The sequence below is a fragment of the Halobellus ruber genome, assembly GCF_014212355.1.
GTDB lineage: Archaea > Halobacteriota > Halobacteria > Halobacteriales > Haloferacaceae > Haloquadratum > Haloquadratum rubrum.
The window spans coordinates 169693-190981 of record NZ_JACKXD010000004.1 but is presented as its reverse complement, the minus strand read 5'-3'; the positions used below and the strand labels follow the sequence as shown (position 1 = coordinate 190981).

At 62.6% G+C, this 21289-nt stretch carries 15 protein-coding genes, 1 tRNA gene and 1 pseudogene; 9 read left to right on the top strand and 8 right to left on the bottom strand.

The window, feature by feature from the left end:
• Positions 1-51: 51 nt before the first annotated feature.
• From H5V44_RS12450 to H5V44_RS18010, 3 genes are all read left to right on the top strand, one after another.
• Positions 52-123 (top strand) — tRNA-Ala (locus tag H5V44_RS12450).
• Positions 124-1311: 1188 nt separating this feature from the next.
• Positions 1312-2016 (top strand): universal stress protein, encoded by a 705-nt coding sequence (locus tag H5V44_RS12445; protein ID WP_185193455.1) that lies wholly within the window; start codon positions 1312-1314, stop codon positions 2014-2016.
• A 169-nt stretch (positions 2017-2185) separates the two neighbouring features.
• Positions 2186-4432 (top strand): amino acid permease, encoded by a 2247-nt coding sequence (locus tag H5V44_RS18010; protein WP_185193599.1) that lies wholly within the window; start codon positions 2186-2188, stop codon positions 4430-4432.
• A 23-nt stretch (positions 4433-4455) separates the two neighbouring features.
• Here the strand turns inward: H5V44_RS18010 and H5V44_RS12435 are convergent, their stop codons facing one another.
• The 4 genes from H5V44_RS12435 to H5V44_RS12420 form a co-directional block, all read right to left on the bottom strand.
• Positions 4456-6090, bottom strand: coding sequence for a potassium channel family protein (locus H5V44_RS12435; protein WP_185193454.1), 1635 nt, complete (start codon positions 6088-6090; stop codon positions 4456-4458).
• A gap of 122 nt (positions 6091-6212) precedes the next feature.
• On the bottom strand, positions 6213-7577 hold the full coding sequence (locus H5V44_RS12430; protein ID WP_185193453.1) for an APC family permease: 1365 nt from the start codon (positions 7575-7577) through the stop codon (positions 6213-6215).
• An 85-nt stretch (positions 7578-7662) separates the two neighbouring features.
• Positions 7663-8379, bottom strand: a complete 717-nt coding sequence (locus tag H5V44_RS12425; protein ID WP_185193452.1) for a universal stress protein — start codon at positions 8377-8379, stop codon at positions 7663-7665.
• Positions 8380-9053: 674 nt separating this feature from the next.
• Entirely contained in the window at positions 9054-9788 is a 735-nt protein-coding gene (locus tag H5V44_RS12420) for a helix-turn-helix domain-containing protein (RefSeq protein ID WP_185193451.1), read from the bottom strand.
• An 89-nt stretch (positions 9789-9877) separates the two neighbouring features.
• Between H5V44_RS12420 and H5V44_RS12415 the strand changes: the two genes are divergently transcribed.
• The 3 genes from H5V44_RS12415 (at position 9878) to H5V44_RS12405 (ending at position 13978) form a co-directional block, all read left to right on the top strand.
• Complete coding sequence (locus tag H5V44_RS12415) at positions 9878-10990, top strand: MBL fold metallo-hydrolase (RefSeq protein WP_185193450.1); 1113 nt, start codon at positions 9878-9880, stop codon at positions 10988-10990.
• A 3-nt stretch (positions 10991-10993) separates the two neighbouring features.
• The gene (locus H5V44_RS12410) at positions 10994-12283 is read left to right on the top strand and encodes an MFS transporter (protein ID WP_185193449.1); all 1290 of its coding nucleotides are present in this window, start codon (positions 10994-10996) and stop codon (positions 12281-12283) included.
• 597 nt (positions 12284-12880) lie between these two features.
• Entirely contained in the window at positions 12881-13978 is a 1098-nt protein-coding gene (locus tag H5V44_RS12405) for a hypothetical protein (protein ID WP_185193448.1), read from the top strand.
• 329 nt (positions 13979-14307) lie between these two features.
• Here H5V44_RS12405 and H5V44_RS12400 read toward each other — a convergent pair whose 3' ends face one another.
• Positions 14308-15540: a putative sugar nucleotidyl transferase gene (locus tag H5V44_RS12400; RefSeq protein ID WP_185193447.1), complete on the bottom strand. Its 1233-nt coding sequence runs from the start codon at positions 15538-15540 to the stop codon at positions 14308-14310.
• A gap of 106 nt (positions 15541-15646) precedes the next feature.
• On the opposite strand from H5V44_RS12400, the gene H5V44_RS12395 reads away from it, so the two are divergent.
• The 3 genes and pseudogenes from H5V44_RS12395 (at position 15647) to H5V44_RS12385 (ending at position 18726) form a co-directional block, all read left to right on the top strand.
• On the top strand, positions 15647-16447 hold the full coding sequence (locus H5V44_RS12395) for an SDR family NAD(P)-dependent oxidoreductase (RefSeq protein ID WP_185193446.1): 801 nt from the start codon (positions 15647-15649) through the stop codon (positions 16445-16447).
• Between the two features lie 449 nt (positions 16448-16896).
• A pseudogene (locus H5V44_RS17865) lies at positions 16897-18424 on the top strand (NADH-quinone oxidoreductase subunit D-related protein).
• 2 nt (positions 18425-18426) lie between these two features.
• Complete coding sequence (locus H5V44_RS12385; RefSeq protein WP_185193445.1) at positions 18427-18726, top strand: DUF7562 family protein; 300 nt, start codon at positions 18427-18429, stop codon at positions 18724-18726.
• Positions 18727-18936: 210 nt separating this feature from the next.
• Here the strand turns inward: H5V44_RS12385 and H5V44_RS12380 are convergent, their stop codons facing one another.
• From H5V44_RS12380 to H5V44_RS12370, 3 genes are all read right to left on the bottom strand, one after another.
• Positions 18937-19611 (bottom strand): AIM24 family protein, encoded by a 675-nt coding sequence (locus tag H5V44_RS12380; protein WP_185193444.1) that lies wholly within the window; start codon positions 19609-19611, stop codon positions 18937-18939.
• Positions 19612-19798: 187 nt separating this feature from the next.
• A complete protein-coding gene (locus tag H5V44_RS12375) occupies positions 19799-20422 on the bottom strand; it encodes a hypothetical protein (RefSeq protein WP_185193443.1) in 624 nt (207 codons plus the stop codon).
• Positions 20423-20538: 116 nt separating this feature from the next.
• Positions 20539-21288 carry a cytochrome c biogenesis CcdA family protein gene (locus tag H5V44_RS12370; protein ID WP_185193442.1) on the bottom strand — a complete coding sequence of 250 codons (750 nt, stop codon included), beginning with the start codon at positions 21286-21288 and terminating at the stop codon, positions 20539-20541.
• Position 21289: the final 1 nt, after the last annotated feature.

Sequence of the window (21289 nt, the reverse complement as noted above, 5' to 3'; positions counted from 1 at the left end):
CCGAGCGGAAAACAGAAGCTACAAACCGATCACGGTCGTCGAACCCTACGAGGGCTCGTAGATCAGCGGTAGATCGCTTCCTTCGCAAGGAAGAGGCCCTGGGTTCAAATCCCAGCGAGTCCACTTCTCTCACTACGTTCGAGTCGTTCTCTCGCTGACTTCTCGTTCGCTGCGCTCACGAGAATCCCAGCGAGTCCATATCGATTTTCGCCGTCGACTCAGGAGCATAGAACGGCTGCTCCGTCGCTCTCGTTCCCGTCTCGCTTCGAGCTTTATTATCTCACCCGCAGTCGCTCAGGGGATTTGGAAAGCTCTCGCGGTGCGGGTCGACGCAGTCGCTCGGTCGGGTCGAAGGAAAGGGGTGGTCGGCGTGAGTTCAGCCACGGACTCGGTCTACACTCCTGATACTGTCGGCTATCGTCCCGTGACGGATTTCGACACCCCGGGGTGTCAAAAATCTTCACGTAGTTATAGCCAACAGTATGACAAGCTGCGGGACGATATCGCCGCGCTGCTTCTCGATCGACTTGGGGACGGTTCGGTCATCTATTTACATAACAGCGACCTGAGCGAGCCACCTCAATACGAACGCGTGTCGAGTCGGTCGAGCCCTCGAGGCCGCCGCCGAACGCGCCGGCCTTCGCCCTGAAAAATGGGCTCGTGATGGGAATTCGACTACGTGTCGCGTCGAGCCCGTCGACGACCGGGAGGGAGACCGATGAGTCATACCGATCCCGGTCAGCGCGGCGAGTTGCCGATCGACGAGGCGACTACCGAAAACCGGTGTCGCCTCACGCGTGCGGCGATCGACGTCGCCGACCTAGCCTCAAGACCGTCGAGTGCTGCTCGAACCGGAGCTCAAATGCTGCGTTTCGAGGGCTCAGACGCGAACGCGGCTCGAATCGGGTTGCGGAATCCGCTTACGATAATGCCTCTAACGAGGAAAAATAACGCCGCGCACGGAACATCGACCGCTACCGCCGAAACCTCCGGTCACGGACGACGAATCCCTTGAGCCCGGTGAAATGCGAGAAGGAAGCAGTACAGCATGTACCGGAAGATCGGAAACTGGCTTGCGGAATACACAGCGCGTATGTAGCACGTCGCACCCCGAGAACCGGAGAGCCTGATTCGATCAGACGGAGCGTGTGGTGCCCTCTGCATCCCGCCGGCCTCCCCTCCAACGAACCCATCACTCGCGGAAGTTTTACCGCGAAGCATAGTCGGTCCAGATTTCAGTTACCCGACCCGCTCGTCCTCGCCGGTAAAGGGCAGCCACAGATATAAGCGTGCGGACAGTAGCCTTAGTGTATGCCTCTGAGCGGTGGCTCGACGATTCTCGTGCCGGTCGACGTCTCGAACGACGAGCGCCCGGCGACGGACCTACTAACCATCTCCGATGCAGTAACCCTCGTTTTGCTCGGGTACTATCCGGTCCCGGATCAGGCACCGCCGGCACAACTCAAAGCGGACCACGAGGACGATGCCCAACGGCGACTGGCGGAACTCGCCGCGACGATCGACCGCGACGCGACCCAACGCGTCGTGTTCACACACGACCGTGACGAGACAGTTGACCGCGCCGCCGAAGAGTACGACTGTGATGCGATCCTGCTGCCCGGGAGCCACACCGCCACCGAACGCGTGTTCGTCCCGCTTCGGGGCGACGACAACCTCGACCGTATCCTCTCACTCGTGGCGGATCTCCTCCGGCGTGATGAGGCGACCGCGACGCTGTTTCACGCCACGACCGCGGCCGAGCAAGCGTACGGGCAGTCGCTGCTGGACGATGCGGCCGATCGGCTTGTCGAAGCCGGTATCGACCGTGACCGGATCGACACGCGACTCGCGACGACCGACGACCCGGGGACTGCGATCGTCGAGTCGGCTCACGAGTTCGACCTCCTCGTCGTCGGGGAGACGGAGCCGTCGCTGACCGACCGCATCCTCGGTCGGGTCTCGACCCGCATCGCCGACGAGGTCGACCGCCCGGCGTTCGTCGTCCGCAAGACGTAGCGCCACGCGACTTATATGCCTCCCACCCGACGGTTGGACTACCAACTGTGGCCAAAACTTCCGTCCCGGGCGAGCACCCTGTGAACCGACGCGTCCCGCCGTCCGCGAAGGGCATGAACCTGTGACTGACGGGAGTTCCCTCGAGCGGAATCTCGGGTTCACCGAAGCGATGACGCTCGGCGGCGGGACGATGATCGGGGCCGGCATCTTCATTCTTCCTGGGCTGGCCGCAGAGGGGGCTGGGCCGGCCAGCTCGATTTCCTTCGGGATCGCCGGCTTCGTCGCGTTGTTGGCGGCGCTGTCGCTGGCGGAACTGGCGACCGGGATGCCGATCGCCGGCGGCAGCTACCACTACGTCAACCGCGCGCTTGGCGGCCTGTTCGGCAGCATCGTCGGGTGGGGGATGTGGACCGGGCTGATGTTCGCCAGCGCGTTCTACATGATCGGCTTCGGCCAGTACATCGTCGTCCCGCTGCCGTTTCTGGACGGGCGGGCACTCATCGTCCTGATCGGGCTGGTCGGGCTCGCGGCGATTACGGGGCTCAACTACTACGGGACCGACGAATCCAGCGGCGCGCAGAACCTGATGATCGGTGCCGAACTCGTCGTCGTCCTCGCGTACGTCGCAGTCGGCGTGTTCTTCGTCGAACCGGGGAACCTCGCGGAGTTCGCTCCGACCGGGCCGACCGGCATCGTCGCCACGACCGGGACGGTGTTCGTCACGTACCTCGGGTTCGAGATCATCGCCACGGTGGCCGGCGAGATCGAGGATCCAGGGCGGTTGATCCCGCTGACGATGGTGGTGTCGGTGGTGTCTGTCACACTCCTGTACGTCGTGATCATGCTCGTCTCGACGGGCGTGGTTCCCTACCAGCAACTGGGAGGGTCGCTCGTCCCGGTGTCGGATGTCGCCGCCATCACGATGGGGGGTGCGATCGGCGTTGCCGCGGTCACCGTCGCGGCCGCGGTCGCCGCCATCTCCAGTTCGAACTCCTCGATCCTCGCGGCGTCGCGGGTGATCTACGCGATGGGTCGGGACGGCCTGATGAGCGACCGGCTGAACGTCACTCACGACCGGTTTGCGACGCCCCACCGCGCGATCATCGCGACCGGTGGCGTGACCGGGCTCCTCGTCCTCGCCGGATTGCAGGTCGCCGAGATCGTCGCGCTGCTGGCACAGGTTGCGAGCTTCAGCTTCCTCGTCACGTACGCGCTCGTTCACGTCGCACTCGTCGTGTTCCGGCGGGTCGATCCGGAACCGTACGACCCGGAGTTCGAGATGCCGGGGGTACTGTATCCGGTAGTCCCCGTCCTCGGTGTCGTGATGGCTGGCGTGGTCATCTCCCAGATGCAGCCCGCGGTGATCGTGGTCGGGACCGGGATCGTCGGGCTCGGCGGCGTCTGGTACGGCGGGTACGCCCGCAGTCGGACCGTCGATGAGGGGTTGCTGGGCGAGGCGGTGGCCACCGCGTTCGAACCGGGGGGGATCGCGTTCGAGACGGTGGGGGGGCTGTTCGGTCAGCCGGGGCCGTCCGACGCGACGGCCGGCGCACAGTCGTATCGCGTGGTCGTTCCGGTCGCGAACCCGACGACACAGCGGCGATTACTCCGCCTGGCCGCGGCGACAGCCCGGGCCCACGCCGACGATGGCGAGCCGGAGCTGGTGGCGGTCCACGTCACCGAAGCGCGTCGCTCGCCTGACCGGAACGTCGAGTCGGATCGACTGGACGAACGGCGGGACCTCCTGACGGTCGCCCGCGGCGTCGCGACCGACATCGGGATCGACCTCGACACCCGCTCTGCCATCGCCGACGACCCCGGCGAGGTGATTCTCGACGTGATCAGAGAGACGGACGCCGAGCAGGTAGTTCTCGGATGGCAGGGCGTGACGGACGGCGACAGCGAGGTGTTCGGGTCGACGCTCGATCCCGTGATCGAGCGGGCGCCGTGTGACGTGGCGCTCGTCGAGTTCGAGCAGGAGACGATCGGGGAGTCGGTAGCGCTGGTCGACGCCGGGCCGCACGCCGCGACGGTCGCTCAGCGGGCGGTCGACTTCGCGACGGTCGACGGGGAGACTGCGACCCTCCTCACCGTCCAGCGCCCGACCGACGATGCCGACCCGGTCAAGGAAGGACGACGGATGATCGAGTGGGTTGCGAATCGGGCGAATCTCGATCCCGACGAGTACGAGCCGGAGGTCGTCGTCAGTGAGAATCTCTCCACGGCGATCATCGAGACGGTCACGGGGTACGACACGGTGTGTGTCGGCCTCTCCGAACGGAGCGACGCAGAACGGATCGAGTTCGGATCGACCGCCCGGCGGGTCAGCCGGGACGCCCCCGGCAACGTCGCGGTCGTTCGCGGGCGAGAACTGCTCGAACCGGATGCCCGTGATCGGGCACCCATCGAGCAGTGACGAGTGGGCTCCGAGTTCGTCCCTCAGGTGTAAAGCTCGGTGAACCGTTGGACCCCGTCGTCGGTCCCGGCGATAATGAGCTCGTCTTCGTCTTCGATTCGGATCTCCGGACCGATGTCGGAGACGACCGTTCCGTCACGCTCGATCCCGACGACGGTACAGCCGGATTCCGACCGCACGCGTGCCTCTCCGAGCGTCTTTCCGACGAGCTCGGATGCGTGTGTGCGGACGACCTCCACGTGCTGGTCCAGCGAGAGCACGTCTTCCTCTTCCAGTATCTGCGACGCCAGCATTCGACCGGTAACGGTCGCGAGTGCCAGTACGTAGTCCGCACCAGCCTGATACATCTTCGGGATGCTCCGTGACTCCTCGACCCGGGCGATGATCTCCACGTCCGCACTCGAGTCCCGCGCCACGAGGGCCGTGAACTCGGCTGTCGTGTCGTCGGGAAGTGCCAGAATAACGGCACTGGCCTCGTCGATACCGGCCTCTCGAAGCGTCTCGGGCTCGCTCGCGTCCCCGACCACGTCGACGCCCTCCAGATCGGTCCGGTCGACGACCGTGTACTGCGCTCCGGCATCGGCGAGCGCGTCAGTGACGGTCCGACCAACCTCCCCGTATCCGACGACAATCGTGTTCCCGTGATCCAGTCGTCGCATCCCCGACCGTGTGAGGTCCTTGAGCTGTTCGAGCTGGGCTTTGCGACCGGTTGCTAACAGTACCGTGCCGTTGGTCAGCGTCGCGTCGGGATCGGGTGGCGTCTTGAACTCGCCACGGAACCAGGCCCCGATAACGTTCACCCCGGCCTGTTCGCGGATCCCACTCTCCGCGAGCGTCTTCCCGACGAGCTGACTCCCGCGGTGGATCGGAAACTCGGCGATCTCGAAGTCGTCGTCGATCTCCACCACCTCCTCCAGTTCGCTCGTGACCGACGTTGTCACCTTCGAGGCGAGACTCTGGCCGAGTAGTGGACGCGGGGAGAGCACCTTATCGGCGCCGGCGAGGCGGTGGTACGGTGCCCGGTCGGGCTTTTCGACGACGCTGAGCGTCAGAACGTCCTCGGCGATCTCCTGGGCGGTGAGCACGATGCTGGCGTCGACCTGATCCGACACGTCGGCGACGAGCGCCCTCGCGGCGGCGAGATTCGCCCTTTCGAGCCCCGACGTCGACTCCGGGTCCGCCCGGATGACACGGTAGTCGTCCTCGTACAGTTCGGTCGCCCGTTCGTGATCCGGTTCCACGATGACGTAGTCGACGTCCCAGGAGTCCAGTTCGTCGATGAGCACGTCAGCACGGGGCGTGTACGTACAGATCACCACGTGGTCTTCGAGATCACTGTCGACTGTTTTGGGGACAGTCGTCGAGAGAATGTCCTCGAGCAGGGGGAACGCGATGACGGGAAAGGCCATGAAGATGAGCAGCGTCCCGAAGAGGTCCATGACGATCACGAGCACGTTCATCTGGGGGCTGATCCACGGGGAGTCCGAGCCGAACCCGGTCGTGGTGAACGTCTCGACGACGACTTGTAGCGAGTGGAGGAACGTCCTGGGATCCCCCTCGTAGATCCGCATCCCGTTCTGATACAGCACCGCAAACACGAGCATCGAGCCGATCAACAGGACCGAATAGTAGATACTGCGCCGCTGCCACTTGTCCATACGTACGAAAGTGACCCTCGGATTGTTAAACCATCCCGATATGGTCGTCGCCGCACGGTGTCGGCACCGGGCTGTGCTCGGATCTTAGCCGGTCGTGTCGGAGCGATGGTACAGGCATCGGTTCAGTCGGAGGTCACCGACTCCTCCTCACGTCGTCGGTCGATGATGGCTCCCAACGCGCCCTCGCGATCCGTCCGGCTCCGACCGTAGACGAGGTACCACGCGACCCCGCCGACGATGATGCCGGCCGCGCCGAGAATCGGGAGCGTCCCCATCTGTGTGAGTAGCGCCAGCCCGCCAAGTAATCCGACGACCTGGACGTACGGGTACCCGGGAGTCCGGAACGACGGTTGATAGGACTCCACGCCGCTGGCGCGGAACGCGACGAGCGCGACGTTCTCGAAGGAGAACACCAAGATCTGGAACGCGCTGGCTAACTTCGCCAACTCGACGACCGGGACGAACGCGATTAATGCAATCAAGAGGCCGCCAGTTAGCAGAATCGCGTTCCGAGGGGTCTGGAACCGCTCGCTGACCCGCGCGAGCCGACGGGGCGCCAGCGAGTCCCGGCTCATCGCAAGCGGGAACCGCGAGGACGCGAGCACGCCGGCGTTGGCCATACTAGTGAGCGCTAGAATCGCGACCAGCGCGATGGCGACGACACCGAAACCGCCGATGAGTTGGCCGGCGCCGTCGGCCATCGGGGTCAGCGATGGACCCCCACCCGGCCCGCTCGTCGACAGCACCTTCGGATCGTTCAGTCCGACGACGGCCCCGACCACCAGGGTGTAGATGAGCATCATAATGCCCATCGACCCGAGCATTCCAAGCGGCAGGTTTCGGTCGGGGTTCTCAACTTCCTCGGCGACACTGGCGATTTTGGTCACGCCCGCATACGAGACGAACACGAACGCGGCCGCGGTGACGATGCCGCCGGCACCTTTCGCCGCGAATCCGTCGAATCTGGCGGGTTCGATCGCGACCCCGGAGTTGAGCACGTACGCCGCCAGCGCCACCACGACCGCGGTGACGATGATCGACTGTGCCTTGCCGCTCTGTTCGGTGCCGACGATGTTGAGCACGACGATCAGGGTGGCCAGCCCCAGCGCGACGGCCTTCACTAACCCGCCCGACAGCGGAACCAGAAGGAGCAGGTACGCGCCGAGCCCGACCAGCGCGAACGAGCTCTTGAACACCAGCGAGAACCACGCACCGATTCCCGCGACCGTGCCGGCCAGCGGGCCCATCGCCCGGTCGATGTAGAGGTACGTGCCGCCGGACTCGGGCATCGCCGTCGCCATCTCGGCTTTCGACAGCGCCGCCGGCAGCACGACCAGCCCCGCCAGAACGTACGCGAGGATCACTGCCGGCCCGGCCTTCTTCAACCCGAGCGCCGGCAGTACGAAGATGCCGCTGCCGATCATCGCGCCCATACTGATTGTGATCGTCGCGTACAGGCCGAGGTCGCGTTCGAGATCGTTCGTCATCCGGTGGCTACCTCCGCATCACCCGAGTGGGGTGGCTGCTTCCGAATCCCGGAGTGAGACTGGTTCCACGGCATCCATTGACGGATTACGGTTGTTCGACGTTTCGAACGACGAAGGCCGGATCGTCCGTGCCGGCGGTCACCTGTGCCGGGCGACTCCCGAAGATCCGGTCGCGGAGCGACGGCTCCGTCTCGCCCAGTACGAGTAGGTCGAACGTGTCTCCGAGGTCGACGATACTCCGTTCGATGTCGTCCTCGGCCGACAGTTGCCGGCTGATGCGGTCGGGGTCGACACCCGCCTCGACGAGCCGGTCGGTCGCGTCCGCGAGGATCTCCTCGCCCGGGAGCCTGTCGGACTCCTCACCCGTGTGAAACAGCGTGACGGATGCTCCAGTCGCGGTCAGTAACTCCCCGACGAACGAGAGGATACGGTCGAAGTTCGCCTCACCACGGAGTGGCACGAGCACCCGTGTGACTGCGTCGGCGTCGCCGGGCGTCAGGATCACGTCGCAGTCCTCTTCGAGTGCGACGCGATTGATCGTCTTCTCGCGGGCTTTCCCGAACACGAGCCGAGTGGTCAGCGAGACTCCGGTCTCCTCGAATCGTCGGGCGATGTCGTCGAGTTCCGCTCGTGCATCGTCCTCGAACTGGTCGCGGGCGGCAGAGGGCGGGGTCTGCTCCGGCAGTCCGTAGTGGCCGAGCAAGACCACCTCCATCGTCGCAAGCGTGTCGACCAACACCGGGGGGACCTCGTTAGCATCCGGTAGTTCGAACGGAACGAGGATCCTGTGCGTTACGTTCATACGTCCCAATTTGTCAGGGAACACTAAAACAGAGGGGACACCGGAAAGCGCTGTAGTTGTCGTCCAACCGGGGTCCAATTCCGACTCCGGAATATCAACCCGGCTACTGGTCCCTTCAGGCGCTTCCCACGACTGGAGCGGTGATAGCCGTATCGAGTTCCGACCTTTTGTTGCGGTCGCTCGCTTCGTCGCCGGGGAGCACCCGACTGCCAGCGGGACCTTCGGTCCCGCCTGCTCGCTTCCTGATACTGTCGGCTATAATCGCGTGACGGAGTTCGACACCCAGGGGTGTGGAACATCTTCACGTAGTTATAGCCGACAGTATGACAAACGCTCGCCCGAAAGCGCGGCGTCGGCCCCTTCGGAGCCTCCGTGGCCCGTTCGCTCGCGGTATAGCAGTGCCTGTGCTGAACGACTTCGTGTCCGAAATCTACAGTAGCGTTTGCAAGTCTTCGCTCACTCGATCGCACGACGGCGTGTGATCGGATGTGCAATCAGTTGCAAACGCTACTGTAAAACAGCCTGTCAGCGAATTACTGTTCGTGCTCCACCGGGTAGTCAACGGCACAGTCTCTATGAGTCCCCAACAGTTCATACGGATTATCGTAACTACTTACCGGTCGTCGCCAGAGACGGGGTCGGCGATGACCGGCAGTTGACTACAATAATCCGTATCAGTCCGCAGTCTGTTCTGCCTGCCGTGGCTTTTCGACTTGTAACGGATCAGCCGTCGAGGTCGCAGTGACCAGCCGTAAGAACTGCCCTGCGTTCGTGAGGAGTTTGTTTTCCGCCTTCCGAAGATGCTCTTCGTAGGTCGAACGAGCGACGGCCGTCCGGTCGGCCAGTTCCCGCAACGAGGTCTTCCGTGGCTGTTCGTAATAGCCGCGCTCCAGCGCTAACTGGAGTGCTGCCAACTGCCGGTCGGTGAGGTTCTCGAACAGTTGATTCGCCGGAGCCAGTATGCTGTGCGGGATCTGCGTCCCCGAAATCGAGGTTTTCGAGAGGAGTTCGATCTCCCTGTCGGCTCGCAGATCACCGAGCAACTCCCGAACGTCCTCACCGTCGAACGCGACCACCGTGTAATGCTCCCAGCCCTGCCGGTATATCGTCGGTGACTGATACAGGCAATTGTGTTTCTCGAACCGGTCGATGATCGACTCTTCCAGTGAACAGAGACACGACTGCGTGACGACGTGATACCCGTCGTCGTCCGCTGATTCGTGCAGAACGGTTCCGATCTGAGCGATCTCCTCGAGCAACTCCTCGGTCGGCGTCGCCTCCGAAGTGATTTCGAGAACCTGACAGTCGGTCAGCGGCCACTCGCGGATGGTCAGGTCCGGGAATCGTTCGGAGATCTCTCGGTATGGACACTCGTGTTCGACCCGAATCGAGGCCTCATACAGACCCATACGGACGCCCTCGTGATTGGCGTCATTAACGGTGCCGGTCATGTCCGGCACCACCGATATCCGAACCCGCCCTCTATTCGGGCATACCGATGCGGGAGATCACGCCGAACGAACTCAGCGAACGGTTGCGAGATGGCGATAGTAGCCCGCTCGTTCTCGATATTCGTCATCAGGAGGACTTCGAGGAGTGGCACATCCCGGAGAGTCGCAACGTCGATGTCTACGATGAACTAACTGACAACCCCGAACAGGCCAAAGTGGCCCTTTCGGACCTTCCTGATGGGAACCGGATAGTCACCGTCTGTGCCGCAGGAGTCGTCTCGGAGACGGCGACCGAAGTGCTGCGAGAACTGGACTACGACGCGGCAACGCTCACAGACGGGATGAACGGTTGGAGTCGCGTCCACCGGCACGCGGTAGTACCGGCCGACATCGACGGCACGCTCGTCCAAGTCGCGCGTCCCGGGAAAGGCTGTCTCTCACACGTACTCGTCTCGGACGGTGACGCCGCCGTCTTCGATCCGTCGCAGTACTTCGGCGAGTACGAGGCGATTCTCGACGAGTACGACGCCGACCTCGTCGGCGTTTTCGACACGCACGCCCACGCCGACCACGTCTCCGGGGCCGCGGAGCTCGCGGACCGACACGGTATTCCCTACTATCTTCACCCGAAGGACGCGTTCGATCTCGACGTAACGCCGCTTGAGGACGGCCAGAGCGTGACGATCGGGAACCTCGGTATCGAGGTCGTTCACACCCCGGGCCACAGCGAGGGCAGCGTCTCGTTCGACATCGGTGGCGCGGCGCTGATTACGGGTGACACGCTCTTCCACGAGAGCGTGGGACGCGTCGAACTCGGCGTCGAAGCGGGTATCGAGGACTCGAACGTCGAACGGAACGCTGCGACGCTCTACGAGAGTCTTCAGCGGTTGCTCGACCGGCCGGACGACGCGCTGGTCCTGCCGGCACACGACCCCGGCTCGCCCGAACCACCGGTGATGGCGACGCTCGCCGAGGTGAGAGAACGGAACGAGGATCTCGGTCGCAGCCGCGAGGCGTTCGTCGAGGAACTCGCCTCGGACATCCCGGATCATCCGCCGAACTTCCAGCGCGTCAAGCGGACGAACGTGGGACGGGAATCGGTTCCACCCGACGAGCTGGCCGAACTGGAACTGGGTCCCAACAACTGTGCGGCTGAGTGATCCATGAGTGCGGCAACCGGGTTCAAGCAAGGAATCCGCGAACACCTCGGACAGTTCTCACTGCACGTCCTGCTGGTGTTCGCTACCGGGTTGACTATCGGGTCCGAACGCACGGTCGTCCCCGTTCTGGGAGAGGACGTCCTCGGCGTCGAGTCGTTCCTCGTGATCGGCTCGTTCGTCGTCTCCTTTGGCTTCGTCAAGGCGCTTCTCAACCTCTATGCGGGTAAATGGGGTGAGGAATACGGTCGGAAGCCGGTGCTCGTCCTCGGCTGGGTGACGGCTCTCCCACTGCCCATCATCCTGATTTTCGCTCCCAGTTGGGGATGGATCACGGTCGGAAACGTCCTGCTGGGAGTCAACCAGGCGTTGACCTGGAGTATGGCGATCAACGCGAAGATCGATCTCGCAGGCGCCGACCAGCGGGGGTTGGCCGTCGGCATCGACGAGGCGTTCGGCTACACTGGCGTCGCTGTCGGCGCGTGGATCACCGGAGTTATCGCTGGCCAGTCGAGTCTACGGCCCGAGCCGTTCTACTTTCTCGCGGTCGTCGTCGTGCTGGCGTTCCTTATCTCGATCTTCCTGATCAGGGAGACCGTCCAGTACGCCCGAGCCGAAGCTGACGACGATCACCACGACGCGAACTTGCCGTTTAACGAGGTGCTGAAGCGAGCGACCTACGGCGACAAGACGCTGTTCGCGGCAGCCCAGGCGGGTCACATCGAAAACTTCGTCGACACGCTGTTCTGGATCGCCGTTCCGCTGTATCTGGTGAGTCAAGGCCTCGGTATCGCTGCCGTCGGGGTCGTGGTCGGCGTCCACAGCGCGATGTACTTCCTTCAGATCGCAACCGGCGGGCTGGCGGATCGTATCGGTCGTCGGCCGCCCGTCGTCTCGGGAATGTTCCTCGCAGGGGGCGGCGTCCTCGGAATGGGTCTCGTCGAGGGATACCTTCCGTGGGCCGTACTGGCCGCAGTCTCCGGAGTTGGAATGGCGTTGTTGTATCCGAACCTGATGACCGTTCCCGGCGACGCTGCTCACCCGACGTGGCGGTCGGCAGGTATGGGTGTCTACCGAATGTGGCGCGATTCCGGCTACGGCGTCGGGGCGATCCTGATCGGCCTCTCGATGGAGTTCGTCAACGTCGAAGCCGCCTTCTATGTGACGGCACTCCTGATGTTTCTGTCAGGTGCGATCGTGTACGTCTGGATGGAAGAGACCCACCCCGAGTTCGGGACGCACGAGCCGCCCGCACCTGCGACAGAGCAGCCGGCCGAAACGGTTGCTCAAGACTAGATCCGATTCTGTGGTAGCGACCGTCTCGGATATTTTCGTCCCGAGCGAATCACAAGACAGAGTGGGGGTTTAACCGATTATTTCACGTGGTGTGACGAAACCCCAGCGGGTCGATGTCGATTTCGCCGTCGACTCAGGAGCCTAAAACGTCCGTTCCCTCGCTTTTGTGCCGGTCTCTCTTCGAGGTTTGTGTATCTACTACGCAGTTACTTAGGGGATCTGGAAATCTCTCGCGGTGCGGGTCGACGCAGTCAATCGGTCAGGTCGAAAAAGGTGGTTGGCGTGAGTTCAGCCACGAACTCAGTCTACACTCCTGACGAGCTGCGGGACTCACAAAGTCGTCGAATTTCATCGAAGCATTTATTGAAAATACAGAGGCCGCCCGTGTCGATGCACTCGATGGTGAGAAACACGTTCACCGAAACGGTGACAGGTACTCTTGATGCGGCAGTAAATATATATATATTGTTGATATTTTTTAATCCACGACGTATGGAACAGAACCCTTGGAAGAATCCCTGTTACGAGTCCGTCCCGTGGCCAGAGGTCGATGATGACTCTACTCGCCTCTATCGAACACAACGTGGTTCGTGGAGTATGGTCGTCTCGATACTAGAGGCGACGATGGTGGGTGTAGCGGGGAACCTCCTGTTCGCGGTTTTCGAGCCCTATATCAAACAGCGCCTAAACAGGTGGAGAGGCGTCTCCGAAGATGAACAGCAGCGGTATCAACAGAACGTCAAGGACGTCATTCCGTTTTTCCGAGAGGCAGATATCTTCGTGGGACAACGACAGCCGTGGGTTCAAAAGAAACTTGACCAACTCGGGCGTAAACTCGGGGATTCGTTGGAACAGAATACATCCCTTGATGAAGCCGGATTGCGGCAACTACGGACTTCACTATCCCTTGAGGGGGACCAACACCGCCTCGCGGATATCGGGATCCCCACCATCGGCGACGTGACGGCTGATGACCAGTCTGTCTACAAGTCTCTGGAAAACGTCGGGTCGCTCTCAGCCAACGAGTACTTTCAGACGCTCGAACTCGTTGTCAGCGCGAATCTCGCAATGACGGAAGAACAGCCGACGAACGTGATACTTGCTAACGAAACAGATGTCGATTTCTCTTCGGACGTGATTTCGATCGGCGGGCCGATTTCGAATCTCTTCACGCGTAATGTCATATACGGAACAGACATCTCGCTCCCGTATCGGTTCGATCTGAACCCCGCCGGCGTCGATGACGACCTGTCGACGTATTCCCCCCAGCAATTACGGGAGATCGGCCTCTCGGACGACCGCGAGTTCGGACACCGTCCGAACTGGTCCATCGTCGATAAAAACGGTGAGGCGCCCAAGATACAGGAGAAAGAAACGATTCCGAAGTGGGGCGACGGTGCGTGGGATCTTGATTACTTTATGGTCGCGAAGGTCCCGAACACCCACCCGGCGGCGCCCCCTCTCAGACAGGCGGAGACCAAGCGGGCGCTCATTTTAGCTGGATGCCACGGTTACGGAACCCGCGCAGCCCTCGAAGCACTCAAATCCGGTGATATCCTCGAGACCATTAACTCCAAAGTCGAAGACGGCTACTTCCAGTTGATCGGACGAGTGAAACGGAACAACGGGGCGGAGATCAGATCGGAGGATATCGTCATACCGGACGAACACCTGCAGGGCATCAACATCAGTTAACGATCGATCCGGCGATAATCGACCGTCGATCGCTGTTCTCGGAGCTTTGAGCGGCTTTTCGAGGTCTATCGCCTGAGTATTCGGATCCGTTCAAACTTGTCGATTAGGAGGGAATTGCTGCCCCGTTCGAACAACTCCGTAATATTGAGTTCGAAGACCGTTCCTATGACCGCTATCCCAGGATCGCTACCAGCCAAGGTGCGACACTTGGGGTCGTCGATGTGTATTCCCCCAGTGCCCTCCGAAGTGGAATTCGAACCCAGTCGTTTGGTTCTTTTGGATTTCAGGGGTCGCCGCTCAGTCACCGCCGTAGCCGGCACTCACTAGCGTCAGTCCAGAACGAGCGAACCGAGCTCCCGCACGAGCGCTCGCTGGGCGCGAGCATATCCCTCCGGAAGGTGCTCTTCCCGTCGTGTGACCATCCGGCTGCAGTGTGTTTCGGCCCGGTCGACGTCGTACCGTTCCGCACTGGCTCCCGATGGGTCTTGCCAAGTAAACGGCGGCACATCCTCGCTCACTCGCCCGATAAGGCTACAACAAGGACCGACTTGCTTTCCGGTGTGAATTGATGTTTGGATTCCGGCTTTCGTGTGATCACCGATGGTGGCTCCGACCTTTGTTCCCGCTGTCTGTCTTCCCTCGGTTGGGTGACTTACGACGACTTCACCGTAGGTATTCTTCAGGTCCGAGTTCGTCGTCCCAGCACCGACATTGACCCAACTCCCGACGACAGAATGGCCTAAGAACCCGTAGTGATACTTGTTGGTAAATGAGTGTACGATCAGGTTCTCTACCTCTCCCCCTACCCGACAGACGTTCCCGACGTGCGTATTCCCGTGGATCACCGCGCTCTGTCCGGCTCCGATCTTGGTGTGTTTACCAATGTAAAGCGGGCCTTCGAGACGACTATTAGCACTGATTTTCGACCCGTCGCTGATCAAGATTGGGCCGTTTCGGGTGTCGAACGTTACCCCGGGGTCGACGTTTACGTCGCTTCCAACTGAGAGCTTCGACCGATCACCGAGGACCTCAACCTCAGCATCGATAGTTGGCACCTCGCTCGACTGACGTCCGAATTCCGTTCTCAATAATCGGCCATTGATACGGTCAAGATCCCACGGGAACCGAACCGTGACGGCATCAATTTCGAGCGTTCTTCGGGTATATGACTCGGCGAGTGTGAGCAGTTCGCCGTGGGTATCGACGGTCGTATCAGGCACCATCGCGACAATCGTGTTCCCATCGAAGAGAGTCTCGCCCGGGGAGAGCGATGCCAACTCCGGTTTGACCGGTCCCTCCGGGAGGACAGCCGGATTCCAGACCACGGTTCCCTCCGGGACGCTTGACACCACTCGACGCTCCAACCCGTAGATGTCCTCGTTGAGGGTCGTAATCTTATGAAGATACTCCGGAACGAACACCTCAACGGGAGTAGCCAGAGGCAAGCGGGAGGCTGCGTGTTCGGCAAGCGTCGCTCCGCCTACTTCTACATCGATTACGCTCCGTGTCCACGTGAGTGGCTTTAGTGTATCGTGAGCGAAATCGGCAAACATGATCTCCATATCCGGGCTATACGTTCAGCTTGAATTTAATTTCCCGGGTCACCCGTATCAAGTGCGATCTGCCCTATCACTAGGATTATAATTGAGGGTTTCAAGAGCCACAAGTATGGAAGATTTCACGGACCAGACTACGGTCGTAACCGGGGGAGGGGGCTCAAATATCGGGAGGGAGGTTTCCCGCCTGCTCGCGAGCAAGGGCGCCGAAGTGGTCATCGTCGACAAGGATCAGGAGACGTCTCAAGAGACAGTTGACATAATTGAGAGCGATGGCGGCAATGCGACGTTTGTTGAGGCAAATCTGAGGGATGTCAGGGAGATCTCGGCGGTCGTGGATGAAGTCGCGGACGAGTTCGGACCGATCGACGTCTTAGTGAACAACGCGGGAGGGGCGTCGGGACTCCGACTGGACCAAATCGATGAGGCGGAGTTCGACTACAACGTTGAGACCAATCTCAAATCCGCGTTCTTCGTCACCAAGGCTGCACTGCCGCAACTCGTTGCTAATGGGGGCGGGAGCGTCGTGTATGTCTCAAGCATCAACGCGTTGCTTGGCGGGTTCAGCGAAGTGGCATATTCGATCTCCAATGTAGGCCTCCACGCACTCGCTCGGTGTCTTACTGCAGACTACGCTGATGACGGCGTTCGATTCAACGTCGTCTGCCCAGGTTCCGTTATCGGCGATTCCGGCACTTGGAACGAGCGGGAGCGTGAGGACCCAGGAACGAAACAGCGGATACACGAATTGTATCCGATGGGACGATACGGCGACCCTGAGGATATTGCGGAAGTCATCTCATTCCTGTCTTCGGATCGGGCGTCGTGGATTTCAGGTGTCGTTCTTCCGGTTGATGGTGGACTGACCGCAACAGGAAGCCTCCCGGGTGGTCGCTGGTGGGAGAACATCTGAATCACGGTACAGACACCGCCGTGTGGACATTCCGGTCGGCCGCGCATCAGCAAATGCCTATCAGTAATTATGATCTGTTCTATAACTCCGCATTCGGCGACGAACTCGGCGTCGTCCAGCGCTGCCGTGTAGGAGTCGCGATCGCCGACGATCCGGAACAACATCACGTCGGCGTCGGCAGCGGTCGTGTTCCAGTTCCACAACTGTGCGAGAGTCGTCTCGTCGTCCTCGGTCACGAAACTGTCCACCGGGTTCCGCAGTGCAGGTGGCTCGCGGATCGTGCCTTCGAGATATCTCATACGGGCCTGACTCCGACTGATTTAAACCAGGCTAATGTAACCGAATAGATCCCCTTCTCGGTCGCTACCGAATCCGGATACAGAGGTGAACTCGGAGGCTTCCAGTCGTCGGACCTACACGGAGCGAAGAGGTCGGGACAGGTGATCGGAATGCGGCTGAGCGACCCGGCGCAGTCGTCGGCATCGACTCCCGGGGGCGCCGCGGATAGCGTTTATGACGATGCTATCGGGGCGTTACTCGACGGGTGCGTCGTCCGCGTGAGACGCACCGGAACGCCGAAACCTTCGTGATCCGACCGGATACGATACACGCGGTCCGCTCGCTGTTGCGGACCGGAGCGGGCTTCGACCACCTCGCGTGTCTCACGGCACAGGAGTACGAGGACCGCTACGAGTGCATCTACCACCTGCGGAGGTACGAGGATCCGACGCAGAAACTGTCGGTGGTCGTCCCGACCCCCTCGGGACGTCCCGTGTGTGAGAGTGTTGCGCCGGTGTACCGCACGGCGATGTGGCACGAACGGTAGGCGTACGACCTGGTCGGAATCGAGGTCGAGGGCCACCGGATCTCCGACGGATTCTGCTCCCGGAGACGCGGCAGGGCCACCCGCTTTCGAGAGACGACGATGATGATCGTCCCCGGATCGTCCCGCTCACGGAGCACGTCAATCCCTTGGACGACGATCGCCGGACGGCCGGGACCGACTCCGATACGATGATCTGAACATCGGCCCCATCATCTCTCGACCCACGGTGTGCTGCACGTCAAGGTCGTACTCGGCGGGGAGGTAGTCGTGGACGTGGATCCGGATATCGGGTACACCCGCCGGTGTGAAGAACAGTTGTGTCAGCAGGGTCAGCGGAGCTGTCGCGGATGTGCTCGCATTTCCTGGCGATCGGAACCGACGCCTTGGACGTGATCGGCGAGCTTCCCGCAGCGGTTATGTACGCGATCCGTGATCGGGAGCGGGTACAGAGCCCCGTTGAGGATCTGACCGGCCAGCGTTTAGTGTTCAACTACTTCCGGCTGGGCGGCGTGGGGTCTTCCGACCCCGTGGCGCGAGTTCATCGAGGGCGCCCGGTCGGTCCTCTATGGGATGCCGCGGCACATCGCGGCGTATCACGACCTCCTCACGAGCAACGAGCTCTTCCAACTGCGGACGGTCGACACCGGCGTCCTCGACCCGGCTGCGGCGAAAGCCTACGGCTGTACGGGACCGTCGCGGGTCCGGTATAGAGTACGATCCCCACCGTGACGACTTCTACGGGTACTACGACGAGTTGGACTGGTCGGTGATAACCGACGACGGGTGTGACAACTTCGCTTGGGTGCTCGTTCGGCTCAAGGAGGTCGAGGAGTCGGCAAAGGTCGTCGAACGGTGTCTGGATCGCCTCGCGGAGTGGCCGGAGGACGGTCGAGCGGTCCAAGCCAACGTCCCGCGAACGATCAAACCCGAGCCGGACACGGAGGTGTACAGAGCCGTCGAAGGGGGTGAGAGGCGAACTCGGGATCCACGTTCGCACGGATGGAACGGACACGCCCGCCCAGTTCAAGCTCCGGGGCCCGTCGTTTTCGAATCTCGCGGCCCTGCCGCGGATGGCCGGGGGCGAGTACATCGCGGATCCGGTCGCGACGATCGGGAGTCCGGACACGAATATGGGGGAGGTCGACCGGTGACGATGGCAGACTCACGCACGCGCAGTCGGAGGTCGTCGAACGTGGGATGTATCGCCTGCGGCAAGACGCTACCACGGGACGACGCTCGCGAATACGACAAGTACGGCGATCGGTGGGATCGGGAGGGGAAGGACCTCGAAGATCTCTGCAAGCCGTGTCACCGGGCGTGTTGCCACCAACCGCGGGGCGGATCGAAGGAACTGCTCACCCGGGCCGAGACCGAACACTCCCCGGAGTTCGTCACGGCGTATTACGCGCCGGTTTCGGAGGACGCGTCGACGGAGCCCCGATCGGACGGGTAGCCTGCCGCGGGGGGTCCCGGAACTCGTATCGACACCCGTTCCGGGGGAAACGCGGCAGCAACGCTATGGGGACGGTCCCCCGGATTCCGCTGCCCACCCGGCGTTCGGGCTGGACTGACCGCGAAGCGTCAGAAGGCCTCCGATACCGCGCGGCCGCCGGAACGGATGCGCACTACCGATCACTGCCGACGAACGCGACCGAGGAGTTGGTTACTGGTTCTGGCTCTGCGTGACGGAGCCCTCCTCGTTGGGTTGGACGACGACGAACCCCTCGGACCCGGTGAACTCCATCTGGATCGATTCGCCGGACGTCTGCCCGATCTCGAGCGCCTTGTTCACCTCGATCGACGGGGAGAGGTTCGCGCTCCAGGCGACGGTCGCATCGGGATCGGTGAAGACCGGCGGCGTCAGGACGACCGGGTCGCCGTGGGTCGTGAGCGCGATCTCACCGGGGCCCGAGAGGTAGACGTTCGTCAACCCGCCGGCGGCCATCCCGGACAGGCTCCCGACCGTGTTGATCTCGTAGTCGATGCTGTCCGCGAAGGCGAGGACGTCGTCGCCGTTGATCGAAATCGACTCCTCCTTTTGAAGGTCGAGGACCTGGACTTTCTTGCCCTGCTCGGCCACGTACAGGTGGCCGTGTCCCGCGGCTTCCATCACCGGCGTTCCCTCGCCGCTGACGGCCTCCTTCACGAACCCGGTGAGGCCGCCCTCCGCCGACGACTTCCCGGTGAAGGTCATCTCGCCGGTGTATGCGACCATCGACCCGGCTTTGACCATCACCGATCCGTCGACCGGGATGTCGAGGAGTCTGTTGTTCGCCTTCCGGAAGCCGTCTCCACCCTCAGTCGGGGTGTTCGATTGCGCGAACTCCTGTAGGTCCATACCGACAGCATAGTCCGCCTGGACTTTAGAACCCCTGAAGACTGAAATCGCGTTTGAAGCACTACCCCCCGTCGGGTTCGTCTACTGTCCACCGGGAAACAGACGGGTCCCGCAGCAGTGATTCCGTCTCCCGCCGGTTCGACGCCGTCACGGTCCGGACGCGGGTCGGGGGCGACCCCCCGAGACGCTACTGGGTCGCCCACGTCGGCGACTCGACGGGCGTCGCGCCGACGCGGGTGATCCGGACGGTTCGGGTGACGACACGCCGACCGGAGCGGTACTCAACCGTTCGCGTCGTCTCGATGCGTTGGACGTACCCGGCAGGGGTGACGAACAGCGTCATCGAGGCGTTCGAGGAGACGCGCGTGTCGTTCAGTTCGGCTCGAACCCGGTAGAGTCGCGTGCCGTTTCGCGTCACCTTCCCGACGGTGGCGTTCCGTCGGTCGCTGAACCGCAGGAGGAGTTGGCGGTGAAGGGCACGGTTGAGCCGGACCGACGTGTTGAGCAGATCCGGCTCTCGGATCCGGGTGTCGTCACCCGACTGGACGCGGACGGTTGTGGCGTTGCCCTGCCGCCACGCGGAAACGCGCTCGGGCCCCCGTTCGTACCGCTCCGGCGCGTTACCGGTGACCGTCGACCGACTGGTGGTCCACGCCCGAACCGGCGGCCCCGGGTCGACACGCCAGGTGCGCGCCGTCCGCACGCGGAACGTCCCGTTTTCGTCCCGCATCGTCGTGGTCGCGCGGACGGTGAAGGAGTTCGCCCGCAACGTCTCCGTGTGCGCCTGGATGAGTGCGGAGGTATCGGTCACGTCCTCGTCAGTGAGCCGGGGCGAACCCCGGTCCGGGTCGGACGGAAGAACTCCCACACAGCCGGCGGTGACCAACAGCACCGCGATAGCAAACGTGAGAGACAGACGACGATCGATCACTGCGGGATCACCTCGGGGAACCCGTAGAAGAAGTAGTAGATCTCAGCGATACCCGATGCCGCGAGCAGTCCGCCGGCGACCCGGTAGATCCGCCCCGTGTACGCGCTCAGGGCGGTAGTGATCGAGACACCGCCGAGCGCAGTCGCGGCCGTGACCGCGGCCAGGACCGTTCCCATCCCGAGCGCGTACGACACCACGGCGCCGACGCCGAGCACCGGGCCGGCCGAGATCCCCTGCAGGACGACCGCGATGAAAAGCGGCGCGGTACAGCCGGCCGCAGCCGCCGCGTACAGCACGCCGAACAGGAAAAAGCCCGCGAGCGACCGCTCCCGTGCGGGCAGCCGGACAGTCGGCCGGGACGGCTTCCACCCGGCTGCCGTCGCCCCGCCGGCGACCAGGAACACGCTGCCGACGACGACTTCGAGGACGGCGACGTCCGCGAGGACCTGCGCGCCGAGGAACGCGGCCGTCCCCGCCAGCCCGACGTACACGACGGTCATCCCGAGGCCCGCGAGCGCACTCAGCAACGCGGCACGGGCAAGCGGCCGACGGACCCGTGCGACGAGCCCACCGGAGTCCGCCGTCGAAGCCGGGGTGTCGACCGTCGCCCGGCCGCCGTCGGATTGCGACACCGTATCGCTCACGAAATACGAGAGATACCCCGGGAGCAGCGGGAACGCACACGGGGCGAAGAACGTGGCGACGCCGGCGGAGAAGGACAGTCCGAGCAGCGCGGGACCGGTCATC